Raw genomic sequence first — 24,584 nt, 5'->3', positions numbered from 1 at the left:
GCACGGCCTGATTTGCGCTACGGCGAATCCTTTATGATGGTGCGCGCCTTCCCACCCGAGACGCTCCATGTTTTTTGCCGCGCATTCCCTGCATCGCCGCCTGAGCATTGCGATCGGCACGCTCGCGATCCTCGTCGGCGTGCTGGGTGCGCTCGGCACCTTCCTCGTCGTGCGCAGTCTCGCCGCCGAGTTCAACACGACGCTGCGCGATGCTGCCGCGCACGTGCAGACCGGCGTGCCGCATCGCGCGATCGAGCCGCGCGGCGACAGCGACGCCGCCGACAATTTCGTCGTGCAGATCTGGTCCGCCGACGACGGCGAAGGCCCGAGCCGTACGAGCAACGCGCGTGTCGCGCTGCCGCGCGCGCCAAGCGGCTTCTCGTCGGTCGAATACGACGGCGAGTCATGGGACGTGTTCGCACTCGCCGCCGGCGACGAATACATTCAGGTGGCCGAATCGCGCAGCATGCGCAATCGCAACGCCTTGCGCGTGGCGTTCTGGAGTCTGTTGCCGGTGCTCGCGCTGCTGCCACTGCTCGCGCTCACGATCGCGGTGACGGTGCGCGTTTCACTGCGGCCGCTGGAGCGCGTCGGTCGGCGCGCGGCGAAGGTCGATCTGCACGATCTCAAGCCGCTCGAAGTGGGGCAGGCACCCGTCGAGCTGCGGCCCTTCGTCGAGTCGATCAATCGCATGATCGAGCGCCTTTCCGTGCTCGTGAATGCCGAGCGCATGTTCATCGCCGATGCCGCGCACGAACTGCGCTCGCCGATCTCCGCCATGCAGTTGCAGATCGACAACCTGCACAACGCGCCGCCCGAACAGTACCCGGAGCGCTTCGAGGAACTGCGCCGCGGCATCGTGCGCACCGGGGCGCTCGTTTCGCAGCTGCTCGGTCTCGCGCGCGCCGAAATCGGCAGCACGCAACGCGTGCTGGCGGAGGTGCCGCTCGCGCAAGTCGTCACTGACGTGCTGGCCGACCTGCTGCCGCTCGCCGACGCGCGCGGCGTCGATCTGGGCGTGACGCGCCTCGACGACGTGACGATGCGCGCAACCGAAACAGACATGCGCGTGCTCGTGCGCAATCTCGTGGACAACGCGATTCGCTATAGCCACGCAGGCGCGAACGTTGACGTGGCGGTGCGTCGCGAGGACAAAAGTGTCGTCATCGACGTGATCGACAACGGACCCGGCATCGCCGAGGCCGATTTGCCGCGCGTGTTCGACCGGTTTTTTCGCGCGGGTGGTCATCGGGGTGACCCGCGTGGTAAGCACGACTCGCACGGCAGCGGCCTTGGTCTCGCCATCGCGCAGGCGGTAGCGCGCAGCTATCGCGGGTGCGTGACGCTCGCGAACCGGCGCGATGGGCAAAGCGGAATCGTCGCGCGTATCGAATTACCGCGCGAGTTGCCGCGCGCGTGAGCACCGCGTCGATCTAGCGAGCACAGGTCAGGCAAATCCGGGGAAGCATGCGAAACAAGGGACAGACACGATGCGCATTCTGCTGATCGAAGACGATCTGCTGATCGGCCCAGCGTTGCTGCGCGCGTTGAAGGACGCGTCATACAGCGTCGACTGGGTGCGCACGGGCGAGAGCGGTCGCGGCGCCATTCGCGACGGCTCGTATACGGCGGTGCTGCTCGACCTCGGTCTCGGCGATATGAGCGGGCTCGACGTGCTGCGCACGCTGCGCGAGTCGCAGGACGCCACGCCCGTGCTCATCATCACCGCGCGCGACGACGTGGACACGCGCGTGGAAGGCCTCGATCTCGGCGCCGACGACTATCTCGTGAAGCCATTCGAGAGCAAGGAGTTGCTCGCGCGCATCCGCGCCGTGGTGCGACGCAAGTCGGGCTTTGCCTCGCCGACCATGGGCAGCGGCCGCGTCACACTCGACATGAACGCGCGCCGCCTCACGTTCGACGGTCAGTCCGACGATCTCTCCGCGCGCGAATACGCGCTCATGCTCGCGTTGCTCGAGCGGCCGGGCGCGATTCTGTCGCGACAGCAAATCGAGGAGCGGCTCTATGGCTGGGGTGAGGAAGTGGAAAGCAACGCGGTCGACGCCGTAATCTACAGCGTGCGCCGCAAGTTCGGCCACGCGGTGATCCGCAATGTGCGCGGGCTCGGCTGGGCCGTGTGCGTGTGAGCGTCGGCGCAATCGAAGAAAAAAGCGCGCAAAAAGCTGCGCGCTGTAAAAACCGCGGCGGGCGCGGGGCTCGCCGCGTGGCGCGATGCGCGGGGGAAGGTCACGCATCGCGCTCGAACTTACGCCAGCAGGCGCTGCCAGGGTTCCTTCTGCCACGCACGGCTAAGCGAGGCGAGCAGCGCGGCTTCGCTTTCGGCCACGTGCCGGTCCGAATACACGGCCACATGGCACAGATTCAGCACTTCGGCACGCAGCGCGGGATCGTCGAGCTCGCGCATCACCTGCTGTATCACGTCGGAGTCGAGCTTGCACGCATCGCTCCAGTTCAGGTGCGAAGTGGTCTGCAAGTCTTCGCAGAGGCCCTTGAGTATGTCGCCGAATTCGCCGGGCGCAAGGCCGAGCCGGTCGGCCAGGCGCGCGCGATGGACGGCTGCAAGCTCCTCGCTGCTCAGGTGGCCGTCTGCGAGCAGCGCGACGGCGACGATCCGGCCCGCGGCTTGCGGGCTGTTGCAGGTATAGGTACGCATGGTCAGGAATCCTCTTCAAACGTGATGTCGATAAAACGGCAGGCGCAGCAGCGGCTCAGTCGAAGATGTCCTGCAGCCACGACTTGCGACGGTGGCTGTTGCCGCGGTAGCTTTCGTGAGCGCGGCGCGGGGCATAGTCGCCGTGTTGCGCGCTGTGCTTCGAGCCGTGCTGGCGGAATGCCTGTGCATCGCCTTCGTTGCGATAGTGCCGGTTGCCGCTGCGTTCGATCAGCTTGTCGAGTTCGCCGCGATCGAGCCAGACGCCGCGACACTGCGGGCAGTAGTCGAGTTCGACGCCCTGACGCTCAGTGAGCGAGAGGGTGACGTCAGGGCAGTTGGGGCATTTCATGATGCGCTCCGTGATGAGTGACAGGTCATCGAGGCCCGTGCCGTCTTGACTGAAGGGCAGTGCGGCCTCGATGGAAACCATCCTGACAGAGCAAAATGAGCGAAGAATGAGGAGCGGGGCGGCCTGACGCCGGTCAGGCGGCCGGCCACACTAGAACTGGTAATTGATCGAGACGTCGCAAACGCCGCCCGTCTTCGACTGGATGATCGGGCTGTGCGAGGCGCTGCCGAGCAGGCGCTTGATGGCGCCGTCCGCGCTCACGAACCAATGTTTGTTGACGAAGTAGACCATCGTGATGCCGAAGCCGGCCGACTTGAGGCCCGCGCTCGCGTCGTACTGGCGGTAACCCGACGCGGCCGCCTGCTGCGGCGTCACGCCAAACCAGCTCTGCATGTAGTTCGAGTCGGCGAATGTGACCGAGGGGCCGGCGAACCAGTAGAAGTTCTGGTTGCTGCCGGGCAGCGGCATATAGGCGCCGAGATCCGCGGTCCAGCCGTTCGAACCGCCGAAACTGCGCGTGAAGGCGGTGCGGAACACGAGCGGAAAGTCCTTCGAAATCACGTACTCGCCGGCGATCTTCAATTCGGGCGCCGGGTTGATGTTGCCCATGCCGTGCAGCCGCGTCGGGTCGTCCTGGCCGCGACGTCCGAGGTCGTAGGCCCCGGCGACGCTCACGCGCCAGTTCGGGCCCTGCAGAACGTTGACGCCGAAGCCTTCGCCCGTCGAACCGAACAAGATGTCCTTGTAGCGCAGATCGATGCTCGGCCCGACCAGCGTGTGATAGCGGTCCGAGCCGTCGTAGCGCGGTTCGAAGGTGGCGCCCACGCCGAGCCGCGCCTCGAAGTCGGGACGGTTCGGCTGAAACATCTTTTCCAGCGGAATGCCCGCGGAATATTGCCATTCGCCGAGCGGCGAGGGGGTCTGCGCCTCGGCACGCGGGGCGAGCGCGGCGAGAGCGCATGCCGCAGCGGCGAGAGACACACGCTGCGTGGCCCGCGAGCGGCGCGGCGCCGATGGTTTTATTCTGTTTTTTCGTTGTTGCGCAGTGCGGATTGCGAGTGGCATGAAGCCTCCGGGTTTGCCTGGTGAGCCGCGGCGTCGTTCGTTGAGTGCGACGCACTCACAATGGAACTCCGCGCGGCCGGGCTCGTCGAGCAAACCTCGTGCCTGGCTTGTCCATGACCGGGCGGCGTCCGCCCCGGCGACTCGCCGCGCCCCCCGGTGGCGATGGCCGTCGAAAGCGTGAAACGAGTCTTGATAATCAGGAAACCTAATTGAATTGCGAAAGCTCCACGCACCGTTCTGGAGCGCCGCAATCACCCGATTAAACCTTGGCGCCGATTTGCCGTTAGACAGCTATGGACCTCGGCGATGCGGCCCCCCTGTGTCGCGGAACCCGAAGCCCATGTTGCACCGTTCTCACAGCGGTCACCAACTTGCGCCGGTCGTGGTCGGGCCGGCGCATCCTCTTTTTTGTATCCCGAACCCTTTTGACGCACGGCCGAGCGGCGCCCGCTACGGCGTGGCGCCCCTGCGCGCCGACGACGCGCGCGCCGGGTAACGCTGATACAGGTATCGCGACTACCACCCAACTCCCTGTTTTTTATCGCTTTTTTTCGGAAGGGTCCTGTGGTGAGCGGGTTTCGCGTGGCATAATCGATTCACACTGTATTGCCCCGCAGTCAAACATTTCCCCGCACATCATGGCAAAGACGCTCTACGACAAATTGTGGGACACCCATGTGGTCCACACGGAAGACGATGGCACGACGATTCTCTACATCGACCGTCATCTGTTGCACGAAGTCACCAGTCCGCAGGCTTTCGAAGGCCTGAAACTGCACGAGCGCCCGGTGTGGCGCATCAGCGCGAACCTGGCCGTTTCCGACCACAACGTGCCGACCACGGACCGCAGCCACGGCATTGCCGATCCGGTCTCGAAGCTGCAGGTGGACACGCTCGATTCGAACTGCGACGCCTTCGGCATCACGCAGTTCAAGATGGCCGACCAGCGTCAGGGCATCGTGCACATCGTCGGTCCGGAGCAGGGCGCAACGCTGCCCGGCATGACCATCGTCTGCGGCGACTCGCACACGTCCACGCACGGCGCGTTCGGTGCGCTCGCGCACGGCATCGGCACGTCCGAAGTCGAGCACGTGCTGGCCACGCAAACGCTCCTGCAAAAGAAGAGCAAGAACATGCTCGTGAAGGTCGAGGGCCAGCTGCCGCGCGGTTGCACCGCGAAGGACATCGTGCTCGCCATCATCGGCAAGATCGGCACGGCGGGCGGCACGGGCTACGCCATGGAGTTCGGCGGCTCGATGATCCGCAGCCTCACGATGGAAGGCCGCATGACCGTGTGCAACATGGCGATCGAAGGCGGCGCGCGCGCCGGCATGGTCGCCGTGGACGACACCACGATCGAATACCTCAAGGGCCGTCCGTACTCGCCGCAAGGCGCGGAGTGGGATCAGGCCGTCGAGTACTGGAAGAACTTCCGCACCGACGAAGGCGCGCACTTCGACCGCGTGGTCGAACTGAGCGCGGCCGACATCGTGCCGCAGGTCACGTGGGGCACGTCGCCGGAAATGGTCACGGCAGTCGACAGCCGTGTGCCGGACCCCGAGCGCGAGAAGGACCCGGTCAAGCGCGACGCGATGGAACGCGCACTGCAGTACATGGCTCTCGAACCGAATACGCCGATCGAGTCGATCAAGCCGGACAAGATTTTCATCGGCTCGTGCACGAACGCACGCATCGAAGACCTGCGCTCCGCCGCTTACGTCGTGAAGAAGCTCGGCCGCCGCGTGGCGCCGAACATCCGCCTCGCGATGGTCGTGCCGGGCTCGGGTCTCGTGAAGGCGCAAGCCGAGCGCGAAGGCCTCGACAAGGTGTTCACCGAAGCCGGTTTCGAATGGCGCGAGCCGGGCTGCTCGATGTGTCTCGCGATGAACGCCGACCGGCTGGAGCCGGGCGAGCGCTGCGCGTCCACGTCGAACCGCAACTTCGAAGGCCGTCAGGGCGCGGGCGGTCGCACGCACCTCGTGAGCCCGGCCATGGCAGCCGCCGCGGCAATCGAAGGCCATTTCGTCGACATTCGCAAGCTGGGCTGAGCTGAGGCTACACGGATCATGGAAAAATTCATCGTACACACCGGCGTCGTGGCGCCGCTCGATCGCGAGAATGTCGATACCGACGCGATCATTCCCAAGCAGTTCCTCAAGTCGATCAAGCGCACCGGCTTCGGCCCGAACGCCTTCGACGAATGGCGTTACCTCGACCACGGCGAGCCTGGCCAGGACAACTCGAAGCGCCCGCTCAACCCCGACTTCGTGCTGAACCAGCCGCGTTATCAGGGCGCCTCGGTGCTGCTCACGCGCAAGAACTTCGGCTGCGGCAGCTCGCGCGAACACGCGCCGTGGGCGCTCGACCAGTACGGCTTCCGCGCGATCATCGCGCCGAGCTTCGCGGACATCTTCTATAACAACTGCTTCAAGAACGGCCTGCTGCCGATCGTGCTTTCCGAAGCGGATGTGGATCACCTGTTCAACGAGACGTATGCGTTCAACGGCTTCCAGCTCACGGTCGATCTGGACAAGCAGGTCGTGCGCACGACGGACGGCTCGAAGGAATATCCGTTCGAAGTGGCCGCGTTCCGCCGCTACTGTCTGCTGAACGGCTTCGACGACATCGGCCTCACGCTGCGTCACGCCGACAAGATCCGCCAGTACGAAGCCGAGCGCCTCGCGCGCCAGCCGTGGCTGAACAACCGCGTGCTCTGATAACTGCACATACGCACACTGAACAAACAGCGAGGAATCACAGGATGAAGATTGCAGTGCTGCCGGGCGACGGCATCGGTCCCGAGATCGTCAAGGAAGCCGTCAAGGTGCTCAATGCACTCGGCGAAAAGTTCGAGCTGGAAGAGGCGCCGGTTGGCGGCGCGGGCTACGAGGCTAGCGGCCATCCGCTGCCCGAGGCAACGCTCGCGCTGGCGAAGTCGGCCGACGCGATCCTGTTCGGCGCCGTGGGCGACTGGAAGTACGACAAGCTCGAGCGCGCGCTGCGTCCCGAGCAGGCCATTCTCGGCCTGCGCAAGCATCTGGAACTGTTCGCGAACTTCCGCCCGGCGATCTGCTATCCGCAGCTCACGGGAGCGTCGTCGCTGAAGCCGGAAATCGTTTCGGGCCTCGACATCCTGATCGTGCGCGAACTGAACGGCGACATCTATTTCGGCCAGCCGCGCGGTACGCGCGAAGCGCCGGACGGCAACTTCAAGGGCGCGCGCGAAGGCTTCGACACGATGCGCTATGCAGAGCCCGAAGTGCGCCGCATCGCTCACGTGGCGTTCCAGGCGGCGCAAAAGCGCCAGAAGAAGCTCACTTCTGTCGACAAGGCCAACGTGCTCGAAACGTCGCAGTTCTGGAAGGACATCATGATCGATGTCTCGAAGGAATATCCGGACGTCGAGCTGTCGCATATGTACGTCGACAACGCGGCCATGCAGCTCGTGAAGGCGCCGAAGGCGTTCGACGTGGTGGTGACCGGCAACATGTTCGGCGACATTCTCTCGGACGAAGCCGCGATGCTCACGGGCTCGATCGGCATGCTGCCCTCGGCCTCGCTCGACAAGAACAACAAGGGTCTGTACGAGCCGTCGCACGGTTCGGCACCGGATATCGCGGGCAAGGGCATCGCCAATCCGCTCGCCACGATCCTTTCGGCTGCCATGATGCTGCGTTACTCGCTGGGCCGCCCGGAACAGGCGGACCGCATCGAGAGCGCGGTGAAGAAGGTGCTGGAACAAGGCTATCGCACCGCCGACATCGTCACGCCGGACTGCAAGCAGGTCGGCACGGTGGCAATGGGCGATGCGGTGATCGCAGCGCTGTAAAGCCGCACGAAGGGCATGCCGTTTCAGGCGTGCCCTTTTTTGTTTCGCGCGCCTGAACGGGCGTCCAAATAGCGGAAAGCATGGTTTTTCCGCGCAAATTAACTGTTTCGTGTATATTGCTTCGATGGCGAAGATCTCCCAGATCACGACTGTTACGAACATCCACGGCATGAAAGCCCGTGCGATTTCGCTCGCCATCACCACGAAAACGACGATTATCAAAACGATCACCATTCGTTGATCGCTCGTCGTGCCCGCTCATCTTCCCCGCGCGGCCACGCCGGGCGAGCGAAGCGGGGAAGTGTCCATCTCAAGGGTTAGTCATGAACGTAGGTCTCGTAGGTTGGCGCGGCATGGTCGGCAGCGTGCTGATGCAGCGCATGCAGGAAGAACGCGATTTCGACCTGATCGAACCGGTGTTTTTCAGCACCAGCAACGCAGGCGGCGCGGCTCCGTCGTTCGCCAAAAACGAGACGAAGCTCAAGGACGCGAACAGCGTCGACGAGCTCAAGAAGTGCGACATCATCATCACTGCCCAAGGCGGCGACTACACCAACGAGGTGTATCCGAAGCTGCGCGCGGCAGGCTGGAACGGCTACTGGATCGACGCGGCCTCGGCGCTGCGCATGAAGGACGACGCCGTCATCATCCTCGACCCGGTCAACCTCGATGTCATCAAGGACGCGCTGGTCAAGGGTCAGAAGGACTTCGTCGGCGGCAACTGCACGGTCAGCCTCATGCTGATGGCGCTGGGCGGCCTGTTCCGCGAGAACCTCGTCGACTGGATGACGGCCATGACGTACCAGGCCGCTTCGGGCGCGGGCGCGCAGAACATGCGCGAACTGCTCTCGCAGATGGGCGCGCTCAACGCATCGGTTGCGGGCGATCTGGCGAATCCGTCGTCGGCGATCCTCGACATCGACCGCAAGGTGCTGGCCACCATGAACAGCGATGCCATGCCGACCGAACACTTCGGCGTGCCGCTCGCGGGCTCGCTGATCCCGTGGATCGACAAGGATCTCGGCAACGGCATGTCGAAGGAAGAGTGGAAGGGCGGCGCGGAAACCAACAAGATTCTCGGCAAGCCGGCCATGGGCCAGCCGGGCTCGATTCCGGTCGACGGCCTGTGCGTGCGTATCGGCGCGATGCGCTGCCACTCGCAGGCGCTCACGATCAAGCTGAAGAAGGACGTGCCGCTCGACGAGATCGACGGCATCCTCGCTTCGGCCAACGACTGGGTCAAGGTCGTGCCGAATCAGCGCGAGGCGTCGATGCGCGATCTGTCGCCGGCCGTGGTGACGGGCACGCTGTCGGTGCCGGTTGGCCGTCTGCGCAAGCTGGCCATGGGCGGCGAGTATCTGTCGGCCTTCACGGTGGGCGACCAGCTGCTGTGGGGCGCGGCTGAACCGCTGCGCCGCATGCTGCGCATTCTGCTCGACAAGTGAATGAATTAAACTACGCGGCTAATGACGCGTAGACAGGGTGAAAAGCGCCGCGCCAGTCGCGGCGCTTTTTTTTGTTGCATGCTTTTTATTGCATGCATCGATGCAATCGCCCCGAAGCACACACCTATTTGATCGACAGCCGCAAGAGCGGTATGCCAGGGCAACTGATGATCGTTCGATTTGATTCTGTTTCCGCCGCGCCTCGCGCGAAGCGCGCCCAAGGGCGGCGCGCCATCCGCGCCACCGTGGCGGCGGCGAGCTTCCTGTTCTGCGGCCTCGCCGCTGCGCAGGGCGGCGCGAGTGCGGCGCAAGGCGCGGCAGGTGCCAGTGCCCCCAGTGCTGCATCGTCCACCGCGGCGGCGGTGAGCATCGCGGGGCAATACACCGTTCGTCCCGGACAGTCGTTGCATGACGTGGCCGTCGACCTCACGCAGTCGCACGACAAGGGCACGCTCGCACGCATGAGCCACGCGCTCTTCGATGCGAACCCCAGTGCGTTCATCAAGCAGGATCCCAGTCGCATGCGCGTGGGTGCGACGCTGAACGTGCCGGCCACGCCGGACGTTTCGAGTGCGCCGCAGGGCATGACGGCGGCATCGGGTGGGGCTGCAGCTTCGGCTGCCGCCAGCGCTGCCGCCACGGCGGCCGCACCTGCTGCACCTGCCAGCACCCCGGCCGCTGCTTCGAGCGGCGCTGCCGAGGCGGTAGCGGCTGCATCGTCGGCGGCTGCTGCCGCAACGGGCGGCGCGAGTTCGGCAAGTGCTGCCGCGACGACTGCGGGGGCTGCCTCGGCAGTCGCAGCGAGCGGCCCCGAAGCGCCGGCGCCAGGCGCTTCTGGTGCCGCTGCCATGGGCGCCAGCGCCGCGGCGCCGGCGTCGGCGGGCAGCGACTCGCACGTATGGAGCGGTGCGGTTCAGCAGGCCCCGGCCAGCAGCGCATCGGCACAAGGCGCGAAGGCGCCCGTGACCGTCTCCAGCCTGCAGCAGCTCCTCGCACTGAAGAACCGCGTGCTGATGGCGTTGCAGCAGCACGGCATCGGCAAGCCGGCGCAAACGGCGGGCGGCGCGTCCGCGGGTGCGCCTGCTACCCAAGGCGGCGCGCCTGTGCAGAACGGTGCGGCGAACGCCGGCCCGGCCGGCGGTCAACCGGAAGTCTCGCCGATCGCCATGGGTGCCGTGGCGGCGATCGTCGTCGCGCTGCTGGCGTTGTTCGTGCGCCTGCTTACGCGCAAACGCAAGAAACCGCCTGAGCAGGCGCCTGAGGTTTCGCCCGAAGCGCACGAGCCGACACCGTCTGGGTCGGCTGCCGCCGCCGTTGCCGCCGCACCTGAGGCCGAAGAGCCACCGGTATTGCGCGAGCCGATTTCGCACGCCGGGGATGAACCGGGCGTGAACGAAGTCGCGCCTCTCGAGGAAGCGGAGTTTGTGCCGCCGGTTGCGCCGGCTGAACCCGCTGCGAACGAAGTCGCGATCACGCCGGTGCCCACCCCAGCCGTGACTGCCGCGCCGCTCGAACACGACGAAGCGCTGCCGCCGACGCTCACCGACACACTGCACCCGGCCCCTGCGCAAGCGCCTTCGGCAGCGCAGGAAGCTCACGCGGCCCCCGAACTGCCGCACGACGTCGAACCGGCGGAGCCGCAGACGCTTGCCGACGCGACCAACGCGGCCAGCCTCGCCGCAGCGGCGGAGTTGGGCGCGGATGCGCTGCCGCCCGAAAGTCTCGGCGCGCCGCGCACAGCCGAAGACGCCGAAGCGCTGGCGCGCACGCTGGAGGAACCGGCGCACGCCCAAAAGCCTGCTACGCCCGATCTCGCGCTCGACTTCGGCGACGGCGCACCGCAAGCCGCGCAACCGCAGCAAGCCGCGCAGGCGCCGCAGGCCGAATCGCCCGTCGCGACACCGCCCATCACCGAAGCCTTCGAGCGCCCGCCGGCGCCGCTTACCGCACCTGAAATCCCGTCAGCACCCGCAGTCACCGCGAAGGACATGAGCTACGCCGAAGTCCCGATCGCGTTCCCGCAAGATGCAGTAGACGCGCTGGGTGGCCTCGACCTGCCCCTGCCGCCGCGTATCGGGGAGCCGGTCATGCCCACGGCGCCGCTCTCGACCGAGCCGGCCGCCACACCCGAGGCGTCGGCGCGTCTTTCTTCGCCGTTCTTCGACCCGCCTCCGCCGCTGGCGGGCCAGGCCATCGAAGCGGGTACGGCGGGCGCAGGCGCGCTCGCGGGCCTCGGCGCGCCGCGCTTTGGCGCGCTCACGCTCGACTTCGACCTGAACCTGCCGCCCGATTCGGCCGAGCCGCTGCCGGTCTTCACACCCGAGCAGCTCGCACGCATCGCGCGCAACAAGCTCGACCTCGCGCACGAGTACATCGCGCTTGGCGACGTGTCCGGCGCCCGCTCGCTCATCAACGAAGTGATCGAGTCGAACGACCCCGCCACGCGCAGCGACGCGCAGGCGCTGCTGTCGACGCTCGCTCCGCTTTCGTGACGCTGCTGCAAGCCGTATGCGTATCGCGCTAGGAATCCAGTACGACGGCGCCGCGTTCTGCGGCTGGCAGTCGCAGCCGCACGGCAAGACGGTGCAGGACGCGCTCGAACGCGCACTGCGCGAGTTCGCCACCGTGCCGCTGTCCACCATCGTCGCGGGCCGCACCGACACCGGCGTGCACGGCCTCGGCCAGGTGGTGCACTTCGACACCGACCTCGACCGCACCCCGTTCTCCTGGGTGCGCGGCACCAACGCGTTCCTGCCCTCCACGGTGGCGGTGCAGTGGGCCAAGCCGATGCCCGACGCATTCCACGCGCGCTTCGCGGCGTTCGAGCGCACCTACTACTACGTGCTCTACGTGAACCCGGTGCGATCGCCGATGCTGGCGGCCCGCGCGGGCTGGATCCATGCGTCGCTCGACGTCGATGCCATGCGGGAGGCGGCGGCATGCCTCATCGGCGAGCACGATTTTTCGTCGTTCCGCTCGTCGGAATGCCAGGCGAAGACGCCGGTCAAGCATCTGTACCAGATCGACATCCGGCCGCAGGGCGACTTCATCCACTTCCGCTTTCGCGCCAACGCGTTCCTGCACCATATGGTGCGCAACCTCATGGGTTGCCTCGTGGCCGTAGGGCGAGGGCGCTATCCGGCCGCGTGGATGGCCGAGGTGCTGGCGGGCCGCGACCGCACCGTCGCCGCGCCGACTTTCATGCCCGATGGCCTCTATCTCGCCCAGGTAGGCTATCCTGATGAGTTCGCGGTACCCGCGCCGCATACTGCGAGCGTGCCGTGGAGCGCGGTCTGGAGCGACGCGCCCGAAGGCCGTGCCTGAAGCGGCCCGCACCGCGAATCGCCCCAGTCAATCACGTTGCGATCGAAGCATCGAGACCAACACCGCATCCAGAACCATGACGTCAGCCGAGCAACTCGCCCCCGCGCACCGCACCCGCATCAAGCTGTGCGGACTTTCGACGCCCGAGGCGGTTGCGCACGCCATCGACCTGGGCGCCGACGCCGTCGGTTTCGTGTTCTATCCGCCCAGCCCGCGTTCGGTGAGCGTGGCGCAGGCGGTCGAGCTCACGCGCGACCTGCCGCCGTTCGTCTCGGTCGTGGGCCTCTTCGTGAACGCCACGCCGCAGTGGATGAGCGAAGTGGCCAGCAATGTCTCGCTCACCATGCTGCAGTTCCACGGCGACGAAACGCCCGAGCAGTGCGAGTCGCTGGCTTCCGTTGCCGGTTTGCCCTGGTTGCGCGCGCTGCGAGTCGCGGCCGATACTCGGCAGGCCGATTTGATAGAATCGGCTAATCGTTATTCATCAGCCAGCGGCCTGTTGTTCGACACCCATGTCGAAGGTTACGGCGGCGGCGGAAAGGTCTTCGATTGGTCACTTATTCCCGCAGGGCTCGCGCGTCGGGCCGTTTTGAGTGGTGGCTTGAACGCGCAAAACGTCAGTGATGCGATACGCCAGGTGCGTCCGTTCGCTGTCGATGTCTCCAGTGGCATCGAAGTGCCGGGCGCAAAGGGCGTGAAGGATCACGCCCGCATGGCGGCGTTCGTACGCGCGGTGCGCGAAGCGGACGCGGGATGAAATCCGGGGCGCATGCCCCTTTGGCCGGGACGGCCCGCGCAACGCGGGTCCTTCCAAGCCCGGCCGAGCGAGTGACTTATGTACAATTTGCCAGATGAACGCGGCCACTTCGGCCCTTATGGTGGCGTATTCGCTGCCGAAACCCTCATGCAGGCGATCGACGAACTGCGCGACGCCTACGCGAAATTCAAGGACGATCCCGACTTCCGTGCCGAATATGAGCGCGAGTTGAAGCATTTTGTCGGCCGTCCGTCGCCGATTTATCACGCACAGCGGTGGAGCGAGCTGCTGGGCGGCGCGCAGATCTATCTCAAGCGCGAAGACCTGAATCACACCGGCGCGCACAAGGTGAACAACGTGATCGGCCAGGCGCTGCTCGCCAGGCGCATGGGCAAGCCGCGCGTGATCGCCGAAACCGGTGCAGGCCAGCACGGCGTGGCCACCGCAACGATCGCGGCGCGCTTCGGCATGGAGTGCGTGGTCTATATGGGCGCCGAGGACGTGCGCCGTCAGGCCGCCAACGTCTATCGCATGAAGCTGCTGGGCGCCACTGTGGTGCCGGTCGAGTCGGGCTCGCGTACGCTCAAGGACGCGCTCAACGAAGGCATGCGCGACTGGGTCACCAACGTCGAAAACACCTTCTACATCATCGGCACCGTGGCGGGCCCGCACCCGTACCCGATGATGGTGCGCGACTTCCAGCGCGTGATCGGGGACGAATGCCGCGTGCAGATGCCCGAAATGACGGGCCGCCAGCCCGACTCCGTGATCGCCTGCGTGGGCGGCGGATCGAACGCGATGGGGATCTTTTACCCGTATATCGACGACACTTCGGTGCAGTTGATCGGCGTCGAGCCTGCCGGCGACGGCATGGACACGGGCCGTCACGCCGCCTCGCTCGCGGCGGGCACCGTGGGCGTGCTGCACGGCAACCGCACGTACCTGCTGCAAGACGAGAACGGGCAGATCATCGAGACGCATTCGGTTTCGGCGGGCCTCGACTACCCGGGCGTCGGTCCTGAGCACGCGTGGCTCAAGGACAGCGGCCGCGCGCAGTATGTCACCATCGACGACGAGGAAGCGCTCAAGGGCTTCCACGACTGCTGCCGCATCGAAGGCATCATCCCCGCGCTCGAATCGAGCCACGCGCTCGCGTACGCGGCGAAGCTCGCACCGACGTTGCCGAAGGAGAAAATCCTGCTGGTGAACCTGTCGGGCCGCGGCGACAAGGACATGCACACGGTCGCTGAGCGATCGGGCATCCAGTTCTGAGCGCCCGGAGCGACGCAAGCGATGCGTGACGAGTTCGACGAGCCGCAGATGCCGGCGCCCGTGGGCGAGGTGAACGCCGAAGCGGCTGCTCTGGAGGCCGCAGAGGCGGTCGCCAACGCGGCCGCCGAGTTACCCATACTCGCCACGGTGCCGGAGACCATCCGGCTCCTGAACCGCGATTTTCTGACCGATGCAGCCAACCTGCCCGACGCCTCGATCGATCTGATCGTCGCCGACCCGCCCTATGGGCTTGGCAAGGACTACGGCAACGACTCCGACATGCGCTCGGGCGAGAACTTCCTCGCCTGGACGTATGAATGGCTCGACCTGGCGATTCCGAAGCTCAAGCCCACGGGCTCGCTCTACGTGTTCTGCACGTGGCAGTACGCGCCCGAGATCTTCGTCTATCTCAAGTCGAAACTCACGATGATCAACGAGATCGTCTGGGATCGTCGCGTACCCAGCATGGGTGGCACGACGCGCCGCTTTACCTCGGTGCACGACAACATCGGTTTCTTCGCGGTGTCGAAGAATTACTACTTCGATCTCGATCCTGTCCGCATCCCGTATGATGCCGCCACGAAGAAGGCGCGTTCGCGGAAAATATTCGAAGGTAGCAGGTGGCTGGAGCTCGGCTATAACCCCAAGGACGTCTGGTCCGTCTCGCGGCTGCATCGCCAGCACGCGGAGCGCGTGGATCATCCCACCCAGAAGCCCCTGGAGATCGTCGAGCGCATGGTGCTCGCGAGCTGCCCGCCGGGCGGCCGCGTGCTCGACCCGTTCATGGGCAGCGGCACCACGGCAGTCGCTTGCGCACGTCAGCAGCGCGAATTCGTCGGCTATGAAATTAACGAAAGTTACTGCGCGATCGCGCGCGAACGCGTCAGCGCGGCCGCCGCAAGCGCCGTTGCGGCCGGCGCCTGATGCGCCGCCGCCGGACCCACGCGCAGTAACGCCTAAAAGCTGAGGACCCTGAAATGTCCCGTATCAAGACCACGTTCGAGGCGCTTGCCGCCCATGGCCGCAAAGGCCTGATCCCGTTCATGACGGCCGGCGACCCCGACCCCGCGCGCACCGTCGAGTTCATGCATGCGCTGGCCGCAGGCGGCGCCGACGTCATCGAGCTGGGCGTGCCGTTTTCCGACCCGATGGCCGACGGCCCCGTGATCCAGCAATCTTCCGAGCGCGCGCTCGAGAAGGGCGTGACGCTCAAGAGCGTATTCGCCGACGTAAAGCGCTTCCGCGAAACCGACGACAAGACGCCCGTCGTGCTGATGGGCTACGCGAACCCCATCGAGCGCATGGGCGCCGATGCGTTCGCGCAGGCCGCGAAGGAAGCGGGGGTGGACGGCGTGCTCGTGGTGGACTACCCGCCCGAGGAGTCGGTCGAGTTCGCGGCGAAGATGAAGGCCGCCGACATCGATCCGATTTTCCTGCTCGCGCCGACTTCGACCGATGAGCGCATCGCCGAAGTAGGGCGCGCCGCGAGCGGCTATGTTTACTACGTCTCGCTCAAGGGCGTGACGGGCGCCGCGAATCTGGACGTTTCGAGCATCGCGGGTAAAATCCCGGCGATCAAGAAGCATGTCTCGCTGCCCGTGGGCGTGGGCTTCGGCATTCGCGACGCGCAAACGGCCGCTGCCGTCGCGCAGGTTTCGGACGCCGTGGTGATCGGCAGCCGAATCGTTCAACTGCTCGAACAGGCCGCGCCGGAGACGGCCGCCGATACCCTCACGGAGTTCATCACGGGCATTCGGTCGGCGCTGGACGAAGGCTCCGCCGGGTAGAGCTGGCAGGCTAGCGTAGTTGGCTAGATTCGAGACTGCTGTAAAATCCACTTTTCGCCATGCGCGGTCGGGGTCGGAACCCGGTCGGTTTTACCGATCGGGCGATGAAACGGTCCGCCGCGCCCGCGCATCACGAAGGTCAAGGAAGGAACATCAATGAGCTGGCTCGATAAACTGCTGCCGCCCAAGATCAAGCAAACCGATCCGAAGAGCCGCAAGAGCATTCCGGAAGGGTTGTGGATCAAGTGCCCGTCGTGCGAAGCGGTTCTGTACCGCAACGATGTCGAGGCAAATCTCCACGTTTGCCCGAAATGCGATCACCACATGCGCATCAATGCGCGCGAGCGTCTTGACGGCCTGCTCGATCCGGAAGGCCGCTACGAGATTGGCCAGGAGATCCTGCCGGTCGACGCGCTCAAGTTCAAGGACAGCCGCAAGTACCCGGACCGCCTGAAAGAGGCGATGGACGAAACCGGCGAAACCGACGCCATGGTGGTGATGGGCGGCGCGATCCGCACGCTGCCCGTGGTGGTGGCCTGCTTCGAGTTCTCGTTCATGGGCGGCTCGATGGGTTCGGTGGTGGGCGAGCGCTTCGCGCGCGGCGCGCAAAACGCGCTCGAGCAGCAAGTGCCGTTCATCTGCTTCACGGCTTCAGGCGGCGCGCGCATGCAGGAAAGCCTGCTTTCGCTCATGCAAATGGCCAAGACCACGGCCATGCTGACCAGGCTGGCCGAAGCCAAACTGCCGTTCATCTCCGTGCTGACCGACCCGACGATGGGCGGCGTTTCGGCGAGCTTCGCGTTCCTTGGCGACGTGGTCATCGCCGAGCCGAAGGCGCTGATCGGCTTTGCCGGTCCGCGCGTGATCGAGCAGACCGTGCGCGAAAAGCTTCCGGAAGGCTTCCAGCGCGCGGAATTCCTGCTGCAGAAGGGCGCGATCGACATGATCCTGGACCGCCGCAAGCTGCGCGACGAAATCGCGCAAATGCTGGCGCTGCTGCAGCGTCAGCCTGCCGACGCGGTGGCTTGAACCCGGCTTTGAGCGATCTGCGGCGCTGCGTGCGCCGCAAGCCGCAACGCTTTACCCGACGCGCCGCGAGCGAAAGCAAGCGGCGCGTTGTCATTTCCGCGATAATGCCGTTCTTTCGAAGCGGATCATTCGCGTGAACCCTCCGCCGTTGGCGGCGTCTCACGCGCAGCACCTGGCAATTTCTATCCTGATGAGTACCTTTCCCACCCTCGACGCGTGGCTCACGCACCTCGAAACTGCGCATCCGGTCGGCATCGACATGGGGCTGGACCGCATCCGTCAGGTGAAGGACGCGCTGGACCTCAAGTTCGACTGCCCGATCATCACGGTGGGCGGCACGAACGGGAAGGGCTCGACCTGCGCGATTCTCGAAACGATCCTGCTCAAGGCGGGCTATCACGTGGGCTGCCACACCTCGCCGCATCTGCTCGAGTTCAACGAGCGAGCGCGCGTGGACGGCCAGCAGGCCAGCGACGCCGAGCTGCTGCCGCACTTCGAGGCCGTGGAAGCGGCGCGCAATTCGCTCGCCACGCCCGTTACGCTCACGTACTTCGAGTTCACGACGCTCGCGATCATGCATCTGTTCGCCTCGCGCGGGCTCGACGCCGTGATCTTCGAGGTGGGTCTGGGCGGGCGTCTGGACGCCGTCAACGTGCTCGACACCGACTGCGCGATCATCACGAGCATCGACCTCGATCACACCGAATACCTGGGCGACACGCGCGAGAAGATCGCGTTCGAGAAGGCCGGCATCTTCCGTGCGGGCAAGCCTGCGATCTGCGCCGATCCGATGGCGCCGCAGTCGCTCATCGACCATGCCGAGGCGATCGATGCCGAACTTTGGCTCTTCGGCCGCGATTTCCGCTACGAAGGGCAGCCCGGCAACGAGCGCCAGCAGTGGAGCTACGTGGGCCCGACGATGCGGCGCTCGGCGCTCGCCTATCCGGCGCTGCGCGGCGCGAACCAGCTGATCAACACCTCGGCCGCGCTCGCGGGCCTCGAGTCGCTGCGCGACCGCCTGCCGGTTTCCGCGCAGGACATCCGCCTCGGCCTCGCCAACGTCGAACTGCCTGGGCGCTTCCAGGTGCTGCCAGGCAAGCCTTCGATCATCCTCGACGTCGGCCACAACCCGCACGCGGCGGCCGTGCTCGCGCAAAACCTCGGCAGCATGGGCTATTTCCCGTACACCTACGCGGTGTTCGGCGCGATGCGCGACAAGGACATTGCGGGCGTGATCGAGCACCTGAAGGGCGAGATCGACCACTGGTGTGTCACCGACCTGCCGCTGCCGCGGGCGGCCACGGCCGAACAGCTCGAAGAAGTGCTGCGCGATGCGGGCGTGACGGACGGCGCCGACAGCAGCGTCACACGCTATGAAAATCCCGCTGCCGCCTTCCAAGATGCGCTAAAACGTGCAACCGAAAATGATAGAATTATTGTTTTCGGAAGTTTTCTGACGGTTGCCGGGGTGATGGCCTGGCGAAAGTCGCAGCAACACTGACCGCCCGGCACCCGCACGCCGCCCACGTAAGACAGGCCAGGTAGGCCAACAGCAAGCCATACATGGGAATTTTCTCGTTCGGCAAGAAAGATGACGCTGACGCGCCCCGCCGGCGCGGCACCGAGTCCGGCTCCAGCCGGCGCAGCAACCAGAGCACGCGCGTGGAACGGCGCAGCCGCCGGCCGGACCGGTCGGGCGACGCCGAGGCGATGCTGCTCGACCCCACACTCCCTGAAAAGCAACGCGCGCGCCGGCGTCTCGTCGGCGCGATCGCGCTCGTGCTCGCGGCCATCGTGATCCTGCCGATGGTGCTCGATTCGCACCCGAAGCCCGTCACCGACGACATCGCCATCGACATTCCAAGTCGCCCGGTCGACAAGGCCGCCGCGCGCCAGAACGACGCCGAAGACACGCAGGCCGGCGTCGCGCCCGACAATCCCGCAGCCGCTGAAGCGACGCCAGGTGCGTCGGGCCTCGCGGCCGCTTCGGGCGCCGCGGCCACGCAGAGCGCCCAAAGCACGGTCAACACGCCGGCACCGGCTGCCAAAAGGCCCGCACAGGCGGCAGCCGCTCCGGCCCAGTCGACGCAAACCGCCCAAACGCAAAAGCCCGCTGCCAAGCCGGCCGCGTCGGCCAGCGCGACCGTCGCCGCGAACAGCAAGCCAACGACTGCCGCAAACGACGCCGCCGACACCGGCGGCGCAAATGACGCGAAGGCCGAGTCCAGCGCCCCGGCGACGCCCCCGGGCGCGCGTTTCGCGGTGCAGCTCGGCGCGTTCTCGAACGGCACGACGGCGAACAATTGGGTAACGAAGTTGAAAGCGGCGGGAGTACCCGCATATACCGAACAGCGTAAGGAAGCAGACGGCACGACGCGCACGCTGCTGCGCGCGGGCCCGTTCCCGGACCGCGCCTCGGCCACGGCGGCGATTGCCAAGGTGCGTGGCGCCGGCCTGATGGCGGGCTCGAACGCCAACGCGGAATAAGCCGTCGATGTTCACCGCATTCGACTACGCTGTAATGGCGGTGATGGGCCTGTCGGCGCTGCGCGGCGCATGGCGGGGCTTGATCGGCGAGATTTTTGGATTGATTGGCTGGATCGCGGCGTTGCTCGTGGCCTGCCGCTACGTGGATCACGTAGTGCCCTGGATTCCGGCGAACTGGCCGGGCGGGGCGCTGACCCAGTGGCTGATCGCCTTCGCGCTGATCGTCATTGCCGTGGTGCTCGTGGCCGGCGTGGGCAACGCATTGATCGGCCGTCTGGTGCAGGTGAGCGGATTGTCCGGCGTGGACCGTTCGCTCGGGATGATGTTCGGCCTCGTGCGAGGCGTCGTGCTGGTGCTGATCCTCGTCGTCCTCGGCGGGCTGACCGAGCTGCCCCAGCAGGACTTCTGGCGCCACGCGCTGCTTCGGCCTTATGCCGTGCAGGGCGTGCTCGAACTGAAACCGTTGTTGCCCGAGGCGCTCGCGGCCTACGTTCACGTCTGATCAGAAACTGATCGGACGCGATGCGAGGCGCAGCTTCCCGGCAACACTGCCCATTTGCGGCGATCGACCGGTGTGAATGAAGCCGGGTGACCCGCGACCGATTTCGCTTTTTTGAAGGACCTGCCATGTGCGGCATCGTAGGCGTAGTTTCCCGCTCTCCCGTCAACCAGCTCCTCTATGACGCGCTGCTGCTGCTGCAGCACCGCGGTCAGGACGCGGCCGGCATTGCCACCGCGAACGGCAGCACGTTCCACATGCACAAGGCCAACGGCATGGTGCGCGACGTGTTCCGCACGCGCAACATGCGCAGCCTCCCCGGCACCAGCGGCATCGGCCAGGTGCGCTACCCGACGGCCGGCTCGGCGTCGAGCGAAGAAGAAGCCCAGCCGTTCTACGTGAACGCGCCGTTCGGCATCGTCCTCGCTCACAACGGCAATCTCACGAACTGGCAACAGTTGAAGGAAGAGATGTTCCGTGTGGATCGCCGCCACATCAACACGCATTCCGACACCGAAGTGCTGCTCAACGTGCTCGCGCACGAAGTGCAGCTCGCGACCTCGGGCCTCGAGCTCGACCCGGCCGCGCTCTTCAAGGCGGTTGCGGGTGTGCACCGCCGCCTGCGTGGCTCGTACGCGATCGTCTCGCTGATCTCCGGCTACGGCCTGCTCGCGTTCCGCGACCCGTTCGGCATTCGCCCGCTGTGCATCGGCAAGATGGAAACGCCGGAAGGCACCGAATGGATGCTCGCATCGGAATCGGTGGCGCTCGAAGGCATCGGTTTCGAGTTCGTGCGCGACGTTCGCCCGGGCGAAGCGGTGTTCATCGACTTCGACGGCAACCTCTACTCGCAGCAATGCGCCACGGCGCCGACGCTCAACCCCTGCATCTTCGAACTCGTGTATCTCGCGCGTCCGGACTCGGTCCTCGACGGCGTGCCCGTGTACAACGCGCGTCTGCGCATGGGCGACTATCTCGCCGAGAAGATCAAGCGCGAGCTGCCCGACGTGAAGATCGACGTGGTGATGCCGATTCCCGATTCGTCGCGCCCTGCGGCCATGCAGGTCGCGAACAAGCTCGGCGTGGAATATCGCGAAGGCTTCTTCAAGAACCGCTACGTGGGCCGCACCTTCATCATGCCGGGCCAGGCCATGCGCAAGAAGTCGGTGCGCCAGAAGCTCAACGCCATGGGCATCGAGTTCAAGGGCAAGAACGTGCTGATCATCGACGACTCGATCGTGCGCGGCACCACCTCTCAGGAAATCGTGCAGATGGCGCGTGACGCCGGCGCGACCAAGGTGATCTTCGCTTCGGCGGCGCCGCCCGTGAAGTACCCGAACGTCTACGGCATCGACATGCCCACGCGCGGCGAGCTCGTAGCGCACGGCCGCACCGATGACGAAGTGGCGCGCATCATCGGCGCCGATTACCTCGTGTATCAGGACGTGGACTCGCTCAAGCAGGCAGTGCGCGACATCAATCCGGAGTTGAAGCAGTTCGAGGCTTCGTGCTTCGACGGCGACTACATCACCGGCGACATCACCAGCACTTACCTCGACAACATCGAGACCGCGCGCCTCGCGCCCCAGGCGCAATCGGACCGCGACGCCGCGAGCGACGCGATGGACGGCGGCTCCCGCTCGCAATTGCACCTGCAGCTCTCGGTGGAGTGATCCCTTCGGCAAACGCGAGCGTGAGGCTCGCGTTTGCGCCGATTCCGAAAGCCCGCTTTCTGCCGACGCAAAAGCGGGCTTTTTTGCGCCTGCGCGTGCAGGATCGAAGCCTGATTGTTCAGCACACGGAGAACACGAACATCGACGACACCTTGGCTCGCGGACGATCTCGCACGCGGGCTCGATGCGGCGCAGTAAGTAGTTTTAAGCAGGGGTTGTATCATCGTGGGTCGGGCGCTGCCCGGCCCATTTCCTTTTTTCTTTCCCGTGAGTTCACCATGCCCATTGTCCGTGCGTTGTTCGTCTATCCCGTGAAGTCATGCGGCGCGATCGCGCTCGACGATGCGCAGCTCGGCCTGAAGGGCATCGAGTGGGACCGCCATTGGATGGTCGCCGACGAGAACGGCCGGTTCGTCACGCAGCGCCAGTACGCCGCCATGGCGCGCATCGTGCCCGCGTTCGTCGAAGACGGCGTGCGCCTCACCATGGAAGGCATGAGCGAAGCGCTCCATCTGCCGTTCGCGCAGCGCGGCGGCGAGGCGCGCGTGCCGGCGACGGTCTGGGACGACGATTTCGAGGCGCTCGACGAAGGCGATCACGCGGCGCAGTGGTTCACGCAGGCGATAGGCGTGCCGGTGCGGCTGCTGCGCTTCGCGCATGACGTGACGCGTCTCGCGAGCAAGAAGTGGACGAACGGCGAAGACGCGCCCACGCAATTCGCCGACGGCTTTCCGATTCTCGTGACGAGCGAGGCGTCGCTCGCGCAACTCAACGAGCGCCTCGCGGCGAAGGGTGCGCCGCCCGTGCCGATGGCGCGCTTTCGTCCGAACATCGTCGTCGGTGACATTGGCGACGCATTCGAGGAAGACTTCATCGACACGCTCACCATCGAATCGGCTACAGGCGGCGAAGAGGTCGTGCTGCGTTTCGTGAAGCCCTGCGCGCGCTGCCCGATCACGACGATCGATCAGCTATCGGGCGAGCGCGACGCGCAATGGCCCACCGAACCGCTCGACACGCTGGCCGTGTTCCGCGCCGATCCGCGCGTGGACGGCGGCCTCACATTCGGCCAGAACGCGATGGTCGTGACGGGCGCGGGCAAGCACGTGACGGTGGGCGCACGCGCCGAGTGGGAATACCGCTTCGACGATTGAGGGGCGCTTGCGCGCTCAGTGTGACGGCAGCGCGCGCCACTGACCGGGCGCGAGCCCAAAGCGGCGCGTGAATGCGTGCGTGAACGCGCTTTGGTCGCCGAAGCCGACTTCGAGCGCGATGTCGGTGAGCGAGGCGCGCGGGTCGGCGAGCAGCGTGAGCGCCGTGTCGAGCCGCAGCCGCTGTAAATAGCGATGCGGCGTCTCGCCGAACGCTTCGATAAAAAGCTGATGAAAGCGCCGCATGCCGAAGCCGCAATGCGCGGCGAGATCGGCAATACGCAGCGGCTGGGCGAGATGCGCGCGCAGCCACCGGTCGATGCGCGCGAAGTCCAGCCCGGCAGCCGCGCTGAACTGGGCGCTGGCTGCCACGCCGGTTTGTGCAATGAAAGCCGCGCACAGACGCGCCGAGGCGTCCCAGTGAAAGCGGCGCGCGCGCAGGTCGGCACTGTCGCGCGGCGGCGTGGCTGCGGCGGCGCGCTGCGCGATCTGATTCACGAGCTGCGTGAGCGCGGGGTCGAGGCGCACGGCGCGCGCGGTGTCGAACAGCCGTTCGGGCACCGCGAGCGTTGCCGCGGGCAGGTCGAGCACGAGCTGGCGGTTATCGCCAATACCCATGTAGTCATGCCGAGCGCCCGCCGGAATGAGCCACGCGGAACAACTGTCGATGCGCTCGCCCCGGCCGTTCACGGTCATCTCCATTTCGCCGTCGAGACCGAGCACGATCTGGTGAAAATCGTGCAGATCGGTTTCCTCGATCGCGCCGTAGCGGCGCAGTTCGACGCCGGGCGCGGTGACGGGAGCGTGGTGATGCGGATTCATGATGACCGGTTGCGATTGCAAATAAGGCGAGCGCCGTGAAGCGTCAAGCGGGCATCAGACGTCGAGCAGTTCGACTTCGAACACGAGCGTCGCGTTCGGCGGAATCACGCCGCCCGCGCCGCGCACGCCGTAGCCCAGTTGCGGCGGAATCGTCAGCTTGCGCACGCCGCCCACCTTCATGCCCTGCACGCCTTCGTCCCAGCCCTTGATGACCATGCCGCCGCCCAGCACGAACGCGAACGGGTCGTTGCGGTCCTTGCTCGAATCGAACTTCTGGCCGTCCGTCAGCCAGCCGGTGTAGTGCACGCTGACGGTCTGGCCGGCCTTGGCTTCGGCGCCGGTGCCTTCGGTCAGGTCCTCGTACTTGAGGCCGGATTCGGTGGTCACGATAGACATGGAAAAACTCCTGATTCGGATAGGT

Annotated in this window: 23 protein-coding genes; 18 read left to right on the top strand and 5 right to left on the bottom strand. The window is 65.8% G+C overall.

The genetic code is table 11. From position 1 onward, the window contains the following. Positions 1–67 precede the first annotated feature (67 nt). Positions 68–1,420 (top strand): sensor histidine kinase, encoded by a 1,353-nt coding sequence (locus tag BFD71_RS00790; RefSeq protein ID WP_069261389.1) that lies wholly within the window; start codon positions 68–70, stop codon positions 1,418–1,420. 70 nt (positions 1,421–1,490) lie between these two features. Continuing rightward, positions 1,491–2,147 (top strand): response regulator transcription factor, encoded by a 657-nt coding sequence (locus BFD71_RS00785; RefSeq protein WP_069261388.1) that lies wholly within the window; start codon positions 1,491–1,493, stop codon positions 2,145–2,147. A 119-nt stretch (positions 2,148–2,266) separates the two neighbouring features. On the opposite strand, the gene BFD71_RS00780 is transcribed toward BFD71_RS00785, so the two are convergent. From BFD71_RS00780 to BFD71_RS00770, 3 genes are all read right to left on the bottom strand, one after another. Beyond that, on the bottom strand, positions 2,267–2,674 hold the full coding sequence (locus tag BFD71_RS00780; RefSeq protein ID WP_069261387.1) for a TerB family tellurite resistance protein: 408 nt from the start codon (positions 2,672–2,674) through the stop codon (positions 2,267–2,269). Between the two features lie 55 nt (positions 2,675–2,729). Further along, positions 2,730–3,023: a TFIIB-type zinc ribbon-containing protein gene (locus tag BFD71_RS00775; RefSeq protein WP_069261840.1), complete on the bottom strand. Its 294-nt coding sequence runs from the start codon at positions 3,021–3,023 to the stop codon at positions 2,730–2,732. Between the two features lie 150 nt (positions 3,024–3,173). Then, entirely contained in the window at positions 3,174–4,088 is a 915-nt protein-coding gene (locus BFD71_RS00770) for a MipA/OmpV family protein (protein WP_083244979.1), read from the bottom strand. Positions 4,089–4,726: 638 nt separating this feature from the next. Between BFD71_RS00770 and leuC the strand changes: the two genes are divergently transcribed. The 16 genes from leuC (at position 4,727) to BFD71_RS00690 (ending at position 23,344) form a co-directional block, all read left to right on the top strand. Continuing rightward, positions 4,727–6,136 carry a 3-isopropylmalate dehydratase large subunit gene (gene leuC / locus BFD71_RS00765; RefSeq protein ID WP_069261386.1) on the top strand — a complete coding sequence of 470 codons (1,410 nt, stop codon included), beginning with the start codon at positions 4,727–4,729 and terminating at the stop codon, positions 6,134–6,136. A gap of 18 nt (positions 6,137–6,154) precedes the next feature. Next, the gene (leuD, locus tag BFD71_RS00760) at positions 6,155–6,805 is read left to right on the top strand and encodes a 3-isopropylmalate dehydratase small subunit (RefSeq protein WP_069261385.1); all 651 of its coding nucleotides are present in this window, start codon (positions 6,155–6,157) and stop codon (positions 6,803–6,805) included. 44 nt (positions 6,806–6,849) lie between these two features. Beyond that, positions 6,850–7,917: a 3-isopropylmalate dehydrogenase gene (leuB, locus tag BFD71_RS00755; protein ID WP_069261384.1), complete on the top strand. Its 1,068-nt coding sequence runs from the start codon at positions 6,850–6,852 to the stop codon at positions 7,915–7,917. A 323-nt stretch (positions 7,918–8,240) separates the two neighbouring features. Further along, positions 8,241–9,362 carry an aspartate-semialdehyde dehydrogenase gene (asd, locus tag BFD71_RS00750; RefSeq protein WP_069261383.1) on the top strand — a complete coding sequence of 374 codons (1,122 nt, stop codon included), beginning with the start codon at positions 8,241–8,243 and terminating at the stop codon, positions 9,360–9,362. Between the two features lie 167 nt (positions 9,363–9,529). Further along, positions 9,530–11,854 (top strand): FimV/HubP family polar landmark protein, encoded by a 2,325-nt coding sequence (locus tag BFD71_RS00745; protein ID WP_069261838.1) that lies wholly within the window; start codon positions 9,530–9,532, stop codon positions 11,852–11,854. Positions 11,855–11,870: 16 nt separating this feature from the next. Next, complete coding sequence (truA, locus tag BFD71_RS00740) at positions 11,871–12,686, top strand: tRNA pseudouridine(38-40) synthase TruA (RefSeq protein WP_069261382.1); 816 nt, start codon at positions 11,871–11,873, stop codon at positions 12,684–12,686. Between the two features lie 76 nt (positions 12,687–12,762). Continuing rightward, a complete protein-coding gene (locus BFD71_RS00735; protein WP_069261381.1) occupies positions 12,763–13,443 on the top strand; it encodes a phosphoribosylanthranilate isomerase in 681 nt (226 codons plus the stop codon). A gap of 78 nt (positions 13,444–13,521) precedes the next feature. Beyond that, entirely contained in the window at positions 13,522–14,715 is a 1,194-nt protein-coding gene (trpB, locus tag BFD71_RS00730) for a tryptophan synthase subunit beta (protein ID WP_069261380.1), read from the top strand. Between the two features lie 21 nt (positions 14,716–14,736). Further along, entirely contained in the window at positions 14,737–15,639 is a 903-nt protein-coding gene (locus tag BFD71_RS00725) for a DNA-methyltransferase (RefSeq protein ID WP_069261379.1), read from the top strand. Between the two features lie 53 nt (positions 15,640–15,692). Further along, complete coding sequence (trpA, locus tag BFD71_RS00720; RefSeq protein ID WP_069261378.1) at positions 15,693–16,502, top strand: tryptophan synthase subunit alpha; 810 nt, start codon at positions 15,693–15,695, stop codon at positions 16,500–16,502. A 156-nt stretch (positions 16,503–16,658) separates the two neighbouring features. After that, positions 16,659–17,531 (top strand): acetyl-CoA carboxylase, carboxyltransferase subunit beta, encoded by an 873-nt coding sequence (gene accD / locus BFD71_RS00715; protein WP_069261377.1) that lies wholly within the window; start codon positions 16,659–16,661, stop codon positions 17,529–17,531. A 190-nt stretch (positions 17,532–17,721) separates the two neighbouring features. Then, complete coding sequence (gene folC, locus BFD71_RS00710) at positions 17,722–19,032, top strand: bifunctional tetrahydrofolate synthase/dihydrofolate synthase (RefSeq protein ID WP_069261376.1); 1,311 nt, start codon at positions 17,722–17,724, stop codon at positions 19,030–19,032. Between the two features lie 62 nt (positions 19,033–19,094). Then, a complete protein-coding gene (locus BFD71_RS00705; RefSeq protein ID WP_069261375.1) occupies positions 19,095–20,018 on the top strand; it encodes an SPOR domain-containing protein in 924 nt (307 codons plus the stop codon). A 7-nt stretch (positions 20,019–20,025) separates the two neighbouring features. After that, positions 20,026–20,520: a CvpA family protein gene (locus tag BFD71_RS00700; protein WP_069261374.1), complete on the top strand. Its 495-nt coding sequence runs from the start codon at positions 20,026–20,028 to the stop codon at positions 20,518–20,520. A gap of 125 nt (positions 20,521–20,645) precedes the next feature. Beyond that, positions 20,646–22,190 (top strand): amidophosphoribosyltransferase, encoded by a 1,545-nt coding sequence (gene purF / locus BFD71_RS00695; protein WP_069261373.1) that lies wholly within the window; start codon positions 20,646–20,648, stop codon positions 22,188–22,190. Between the two features lie 278 nt (positions 22,191–22,468). Next, entirely contained in the window at positions 22,469–23,344 is an 876-nt protein-coding gene (locus BFD71_RS00690; protein WP_069261372.1) for an MOSC domain-containing protein, read from the top strand. 15 nt (positions 23,345–23,359) lie between these two features. On the opposite strand, the gene BFD71_RS00685 is transcribed toward BFD71_RS00690, so the two are convergent. Together BFD71_RS00685 and BFD71_RS00680 are read right to left on the bottom strand one after the other, a co-directional pair. Continuing rightward, complete coding sequence (locus BFD71_RS00685) at positions 23,360–24,163, bottom strand: AraC family transcriptional regulator (RefSeq protein ID WP_069261371.1); 804 nt, start codon at positions 24,161–24,163, stop codon at positions 23,360–23,362. Positions 24,164–24,217: 54 nt separating this feature from the next. Then, positions 24,218–24,559: an FKBP-type peptidyl-prolyl cis-trans isomerase gene (locus tag BFD71_RS00680; protein ID WP_028202932.1), complete on the bottom strand. Its 342-nt coding sequence runs from the start codon at positions 24,557–24,559 to the stop codon at positions 24,218–24,220. Between the last annotated feature and the right edge of the window lie 25 nt (positions 24,560–24,584).

The sequence above is a fragment of the Paraburkholderia nodosa genome (assembly GCF_001718195.1).
Classification (GTDB): domain Bacteria; phylum Pseudomonadota; class Gammaproteobacteria; order Burkholderiales; family Burkholderiaceae; genus Paraburkholderia; species Paraburkholderia nodosa_A.
Note: the sequence above shows the minus strand (reverse complement) of the source record. Positions and strands in the feature narration are given on the sequence as shown.

Bases quoted from the DNA above. Each gene is read 5' to 3' on its own strand.
- BFD71_RS00790 (WP_069261389.1), top strand. From the start codon at position 68: ATGTTTTTTGCCGCGCATTCCCTGCATCGCCGCCTGAGCATTGCGATC.
- BFD71_RS00785 (WP_069261388.1), top strand. From the start codon at position 1,491: ATGCGCATTCTGCTGATCGAAGACGATCTGCTGATCGGCCCAGCGTTG.
- BFD71_RS00780 (WP_069261387.1), bottom strand. From the start codon at position 2,674: ATGCGTACCTATACCTGCAACAGCCCGCAAGCCGCGGGCCGGATCGTC.
- BFD71_RS00775 (WP_069261840.1), bottom strand. From the start codon at position 3,023: ATGAAATGCCCCAACTGCCCTGACGTCACCCTCTCGCTCACTGAGCGT.
- BFD71_RS00770 (WP_083244979.1), bottom strand. From the start codon at position 4,088: ATGCCACTCGCAATCCGCACTGCGCAACAACGAAAAAACAGAATAAAA.
- leuC (WP_069261386.1), top strand. From the start codon at position 4,727: ATGGCAAAGACGCTCTACGACAAATTGTGGGACACCCATGTGGTCCAC.
- leuD (WP_069261385.1), top strand. From the start codon at position 6,155: ATGGAAAAATTCATCGTACACACCGGCGTCGTGGCGCCGCTCGATCGC.
- leuB (WP_069261384.1), top strand. From the start codon at position 6,850: ATGAAGATTGCAGTGCTGCCGGGCGACGGCATCGGTCCCGAGATCGTC.
- asd (WP_069261383.1), top strand. From the start codon at position 8,241: ATGAACGTAGGTCTCGTAGGTTGGCGCGGCATGGTCGGCAGCGTGCTG.
- BFD71_RS00745 (WP_069261838.1), top strand. From the start codon at position 9,530: ATGATCGTTCGATTTGATTCTGTTTCCGCCGCGCCTCGCGCGAAGCGC.
- truA (WP_069261382.1), top strand. From the start codon at position 11,871: ATGCGTATCGCGCTAGGAATCCAGTACGACGGCGCCGCGTTCTGCGGC.
- BFD71_RS00735 (WP_069261381.1), top strand. From the start codon at position 12,763: ATGACGTCAGCCGAGCAACTCGCCCCCGCGCACCGCACCCGCATCAAG.
- trpB (WP_069261380.1), top strand. From the start codon at position 13,522: ATGTACAATTTGCCAGATGAACGCGGCCACTTCGGCCCTTATGGTGGC.
- BFD71_RS00725 (WP_069261379.1), top strand. From the start codon at position 14,737: ATGCGTGACGAGTTCGACGAGCCGCAGATGCCGGCGCCCGTGGGCGAG.
- trpA (WP_069261378.1), top strand. From the start codon at position 15,693: ATGTCCCGTATCAAGACCACGTTCGAGGCGCTTGCCGCCCATGGCCGC.
- accD (WP_069261377.1), top strand. From the start codon at position 16,659: ATGAGCTGGCTCGATAAACTGCTGCCGCCCAAGATCAAGCAAACCGAT.
- folC (WP_069261376.1), top strand. From the start codon at position 17,722: ATGAGTACCTTTCCCACCCTCGACGCGTGGCTCACGCACCTCGAAACT.
- BFD71_RS00705 (WP_069261375.1), top strand. From the start codon at position 19,095: ATGGGAATTTTCTCGTTCGGCAAGAAAGATGACGCTGACGCGCCCCGC.
- BFD71_RS00700 (WP_069261374.1), top strand. From the start codon at position 20,026: ATGTTCACCGCATTCGACTACGCTGTAATGGCGGTGATGGGCCTGTCG.
- purF (WP_069261373.1), top strand. From the start codon at position 20,646: ATGTGCGGCATCGTAGGCGTAGTTTCCCGCTCTCCCGTCAACCAGCTC.
- BFD71_RS00690 (WP_069261372.1), top strand. From the start codon at position 22,469: ATGCCCATTGTCCGTGCGTTGTTCGTCTATCCCGTGAAGTCATGCGGC.
- BFD71_RS00685 (WP_069261371.1), bottom strand. From the start codon at position 24,163: ATGAATCCGCATCACCACGCTCCCGTCACCGCGCCCGGCGTCGAACTG.
- BFD71_RS00680 (WP_028202932.1), bottom strand. From the start codon at position 24,559: ATGTCTATCGTGACCACCGAATCCGGCCTCAAGTACGAGGACCTGACC.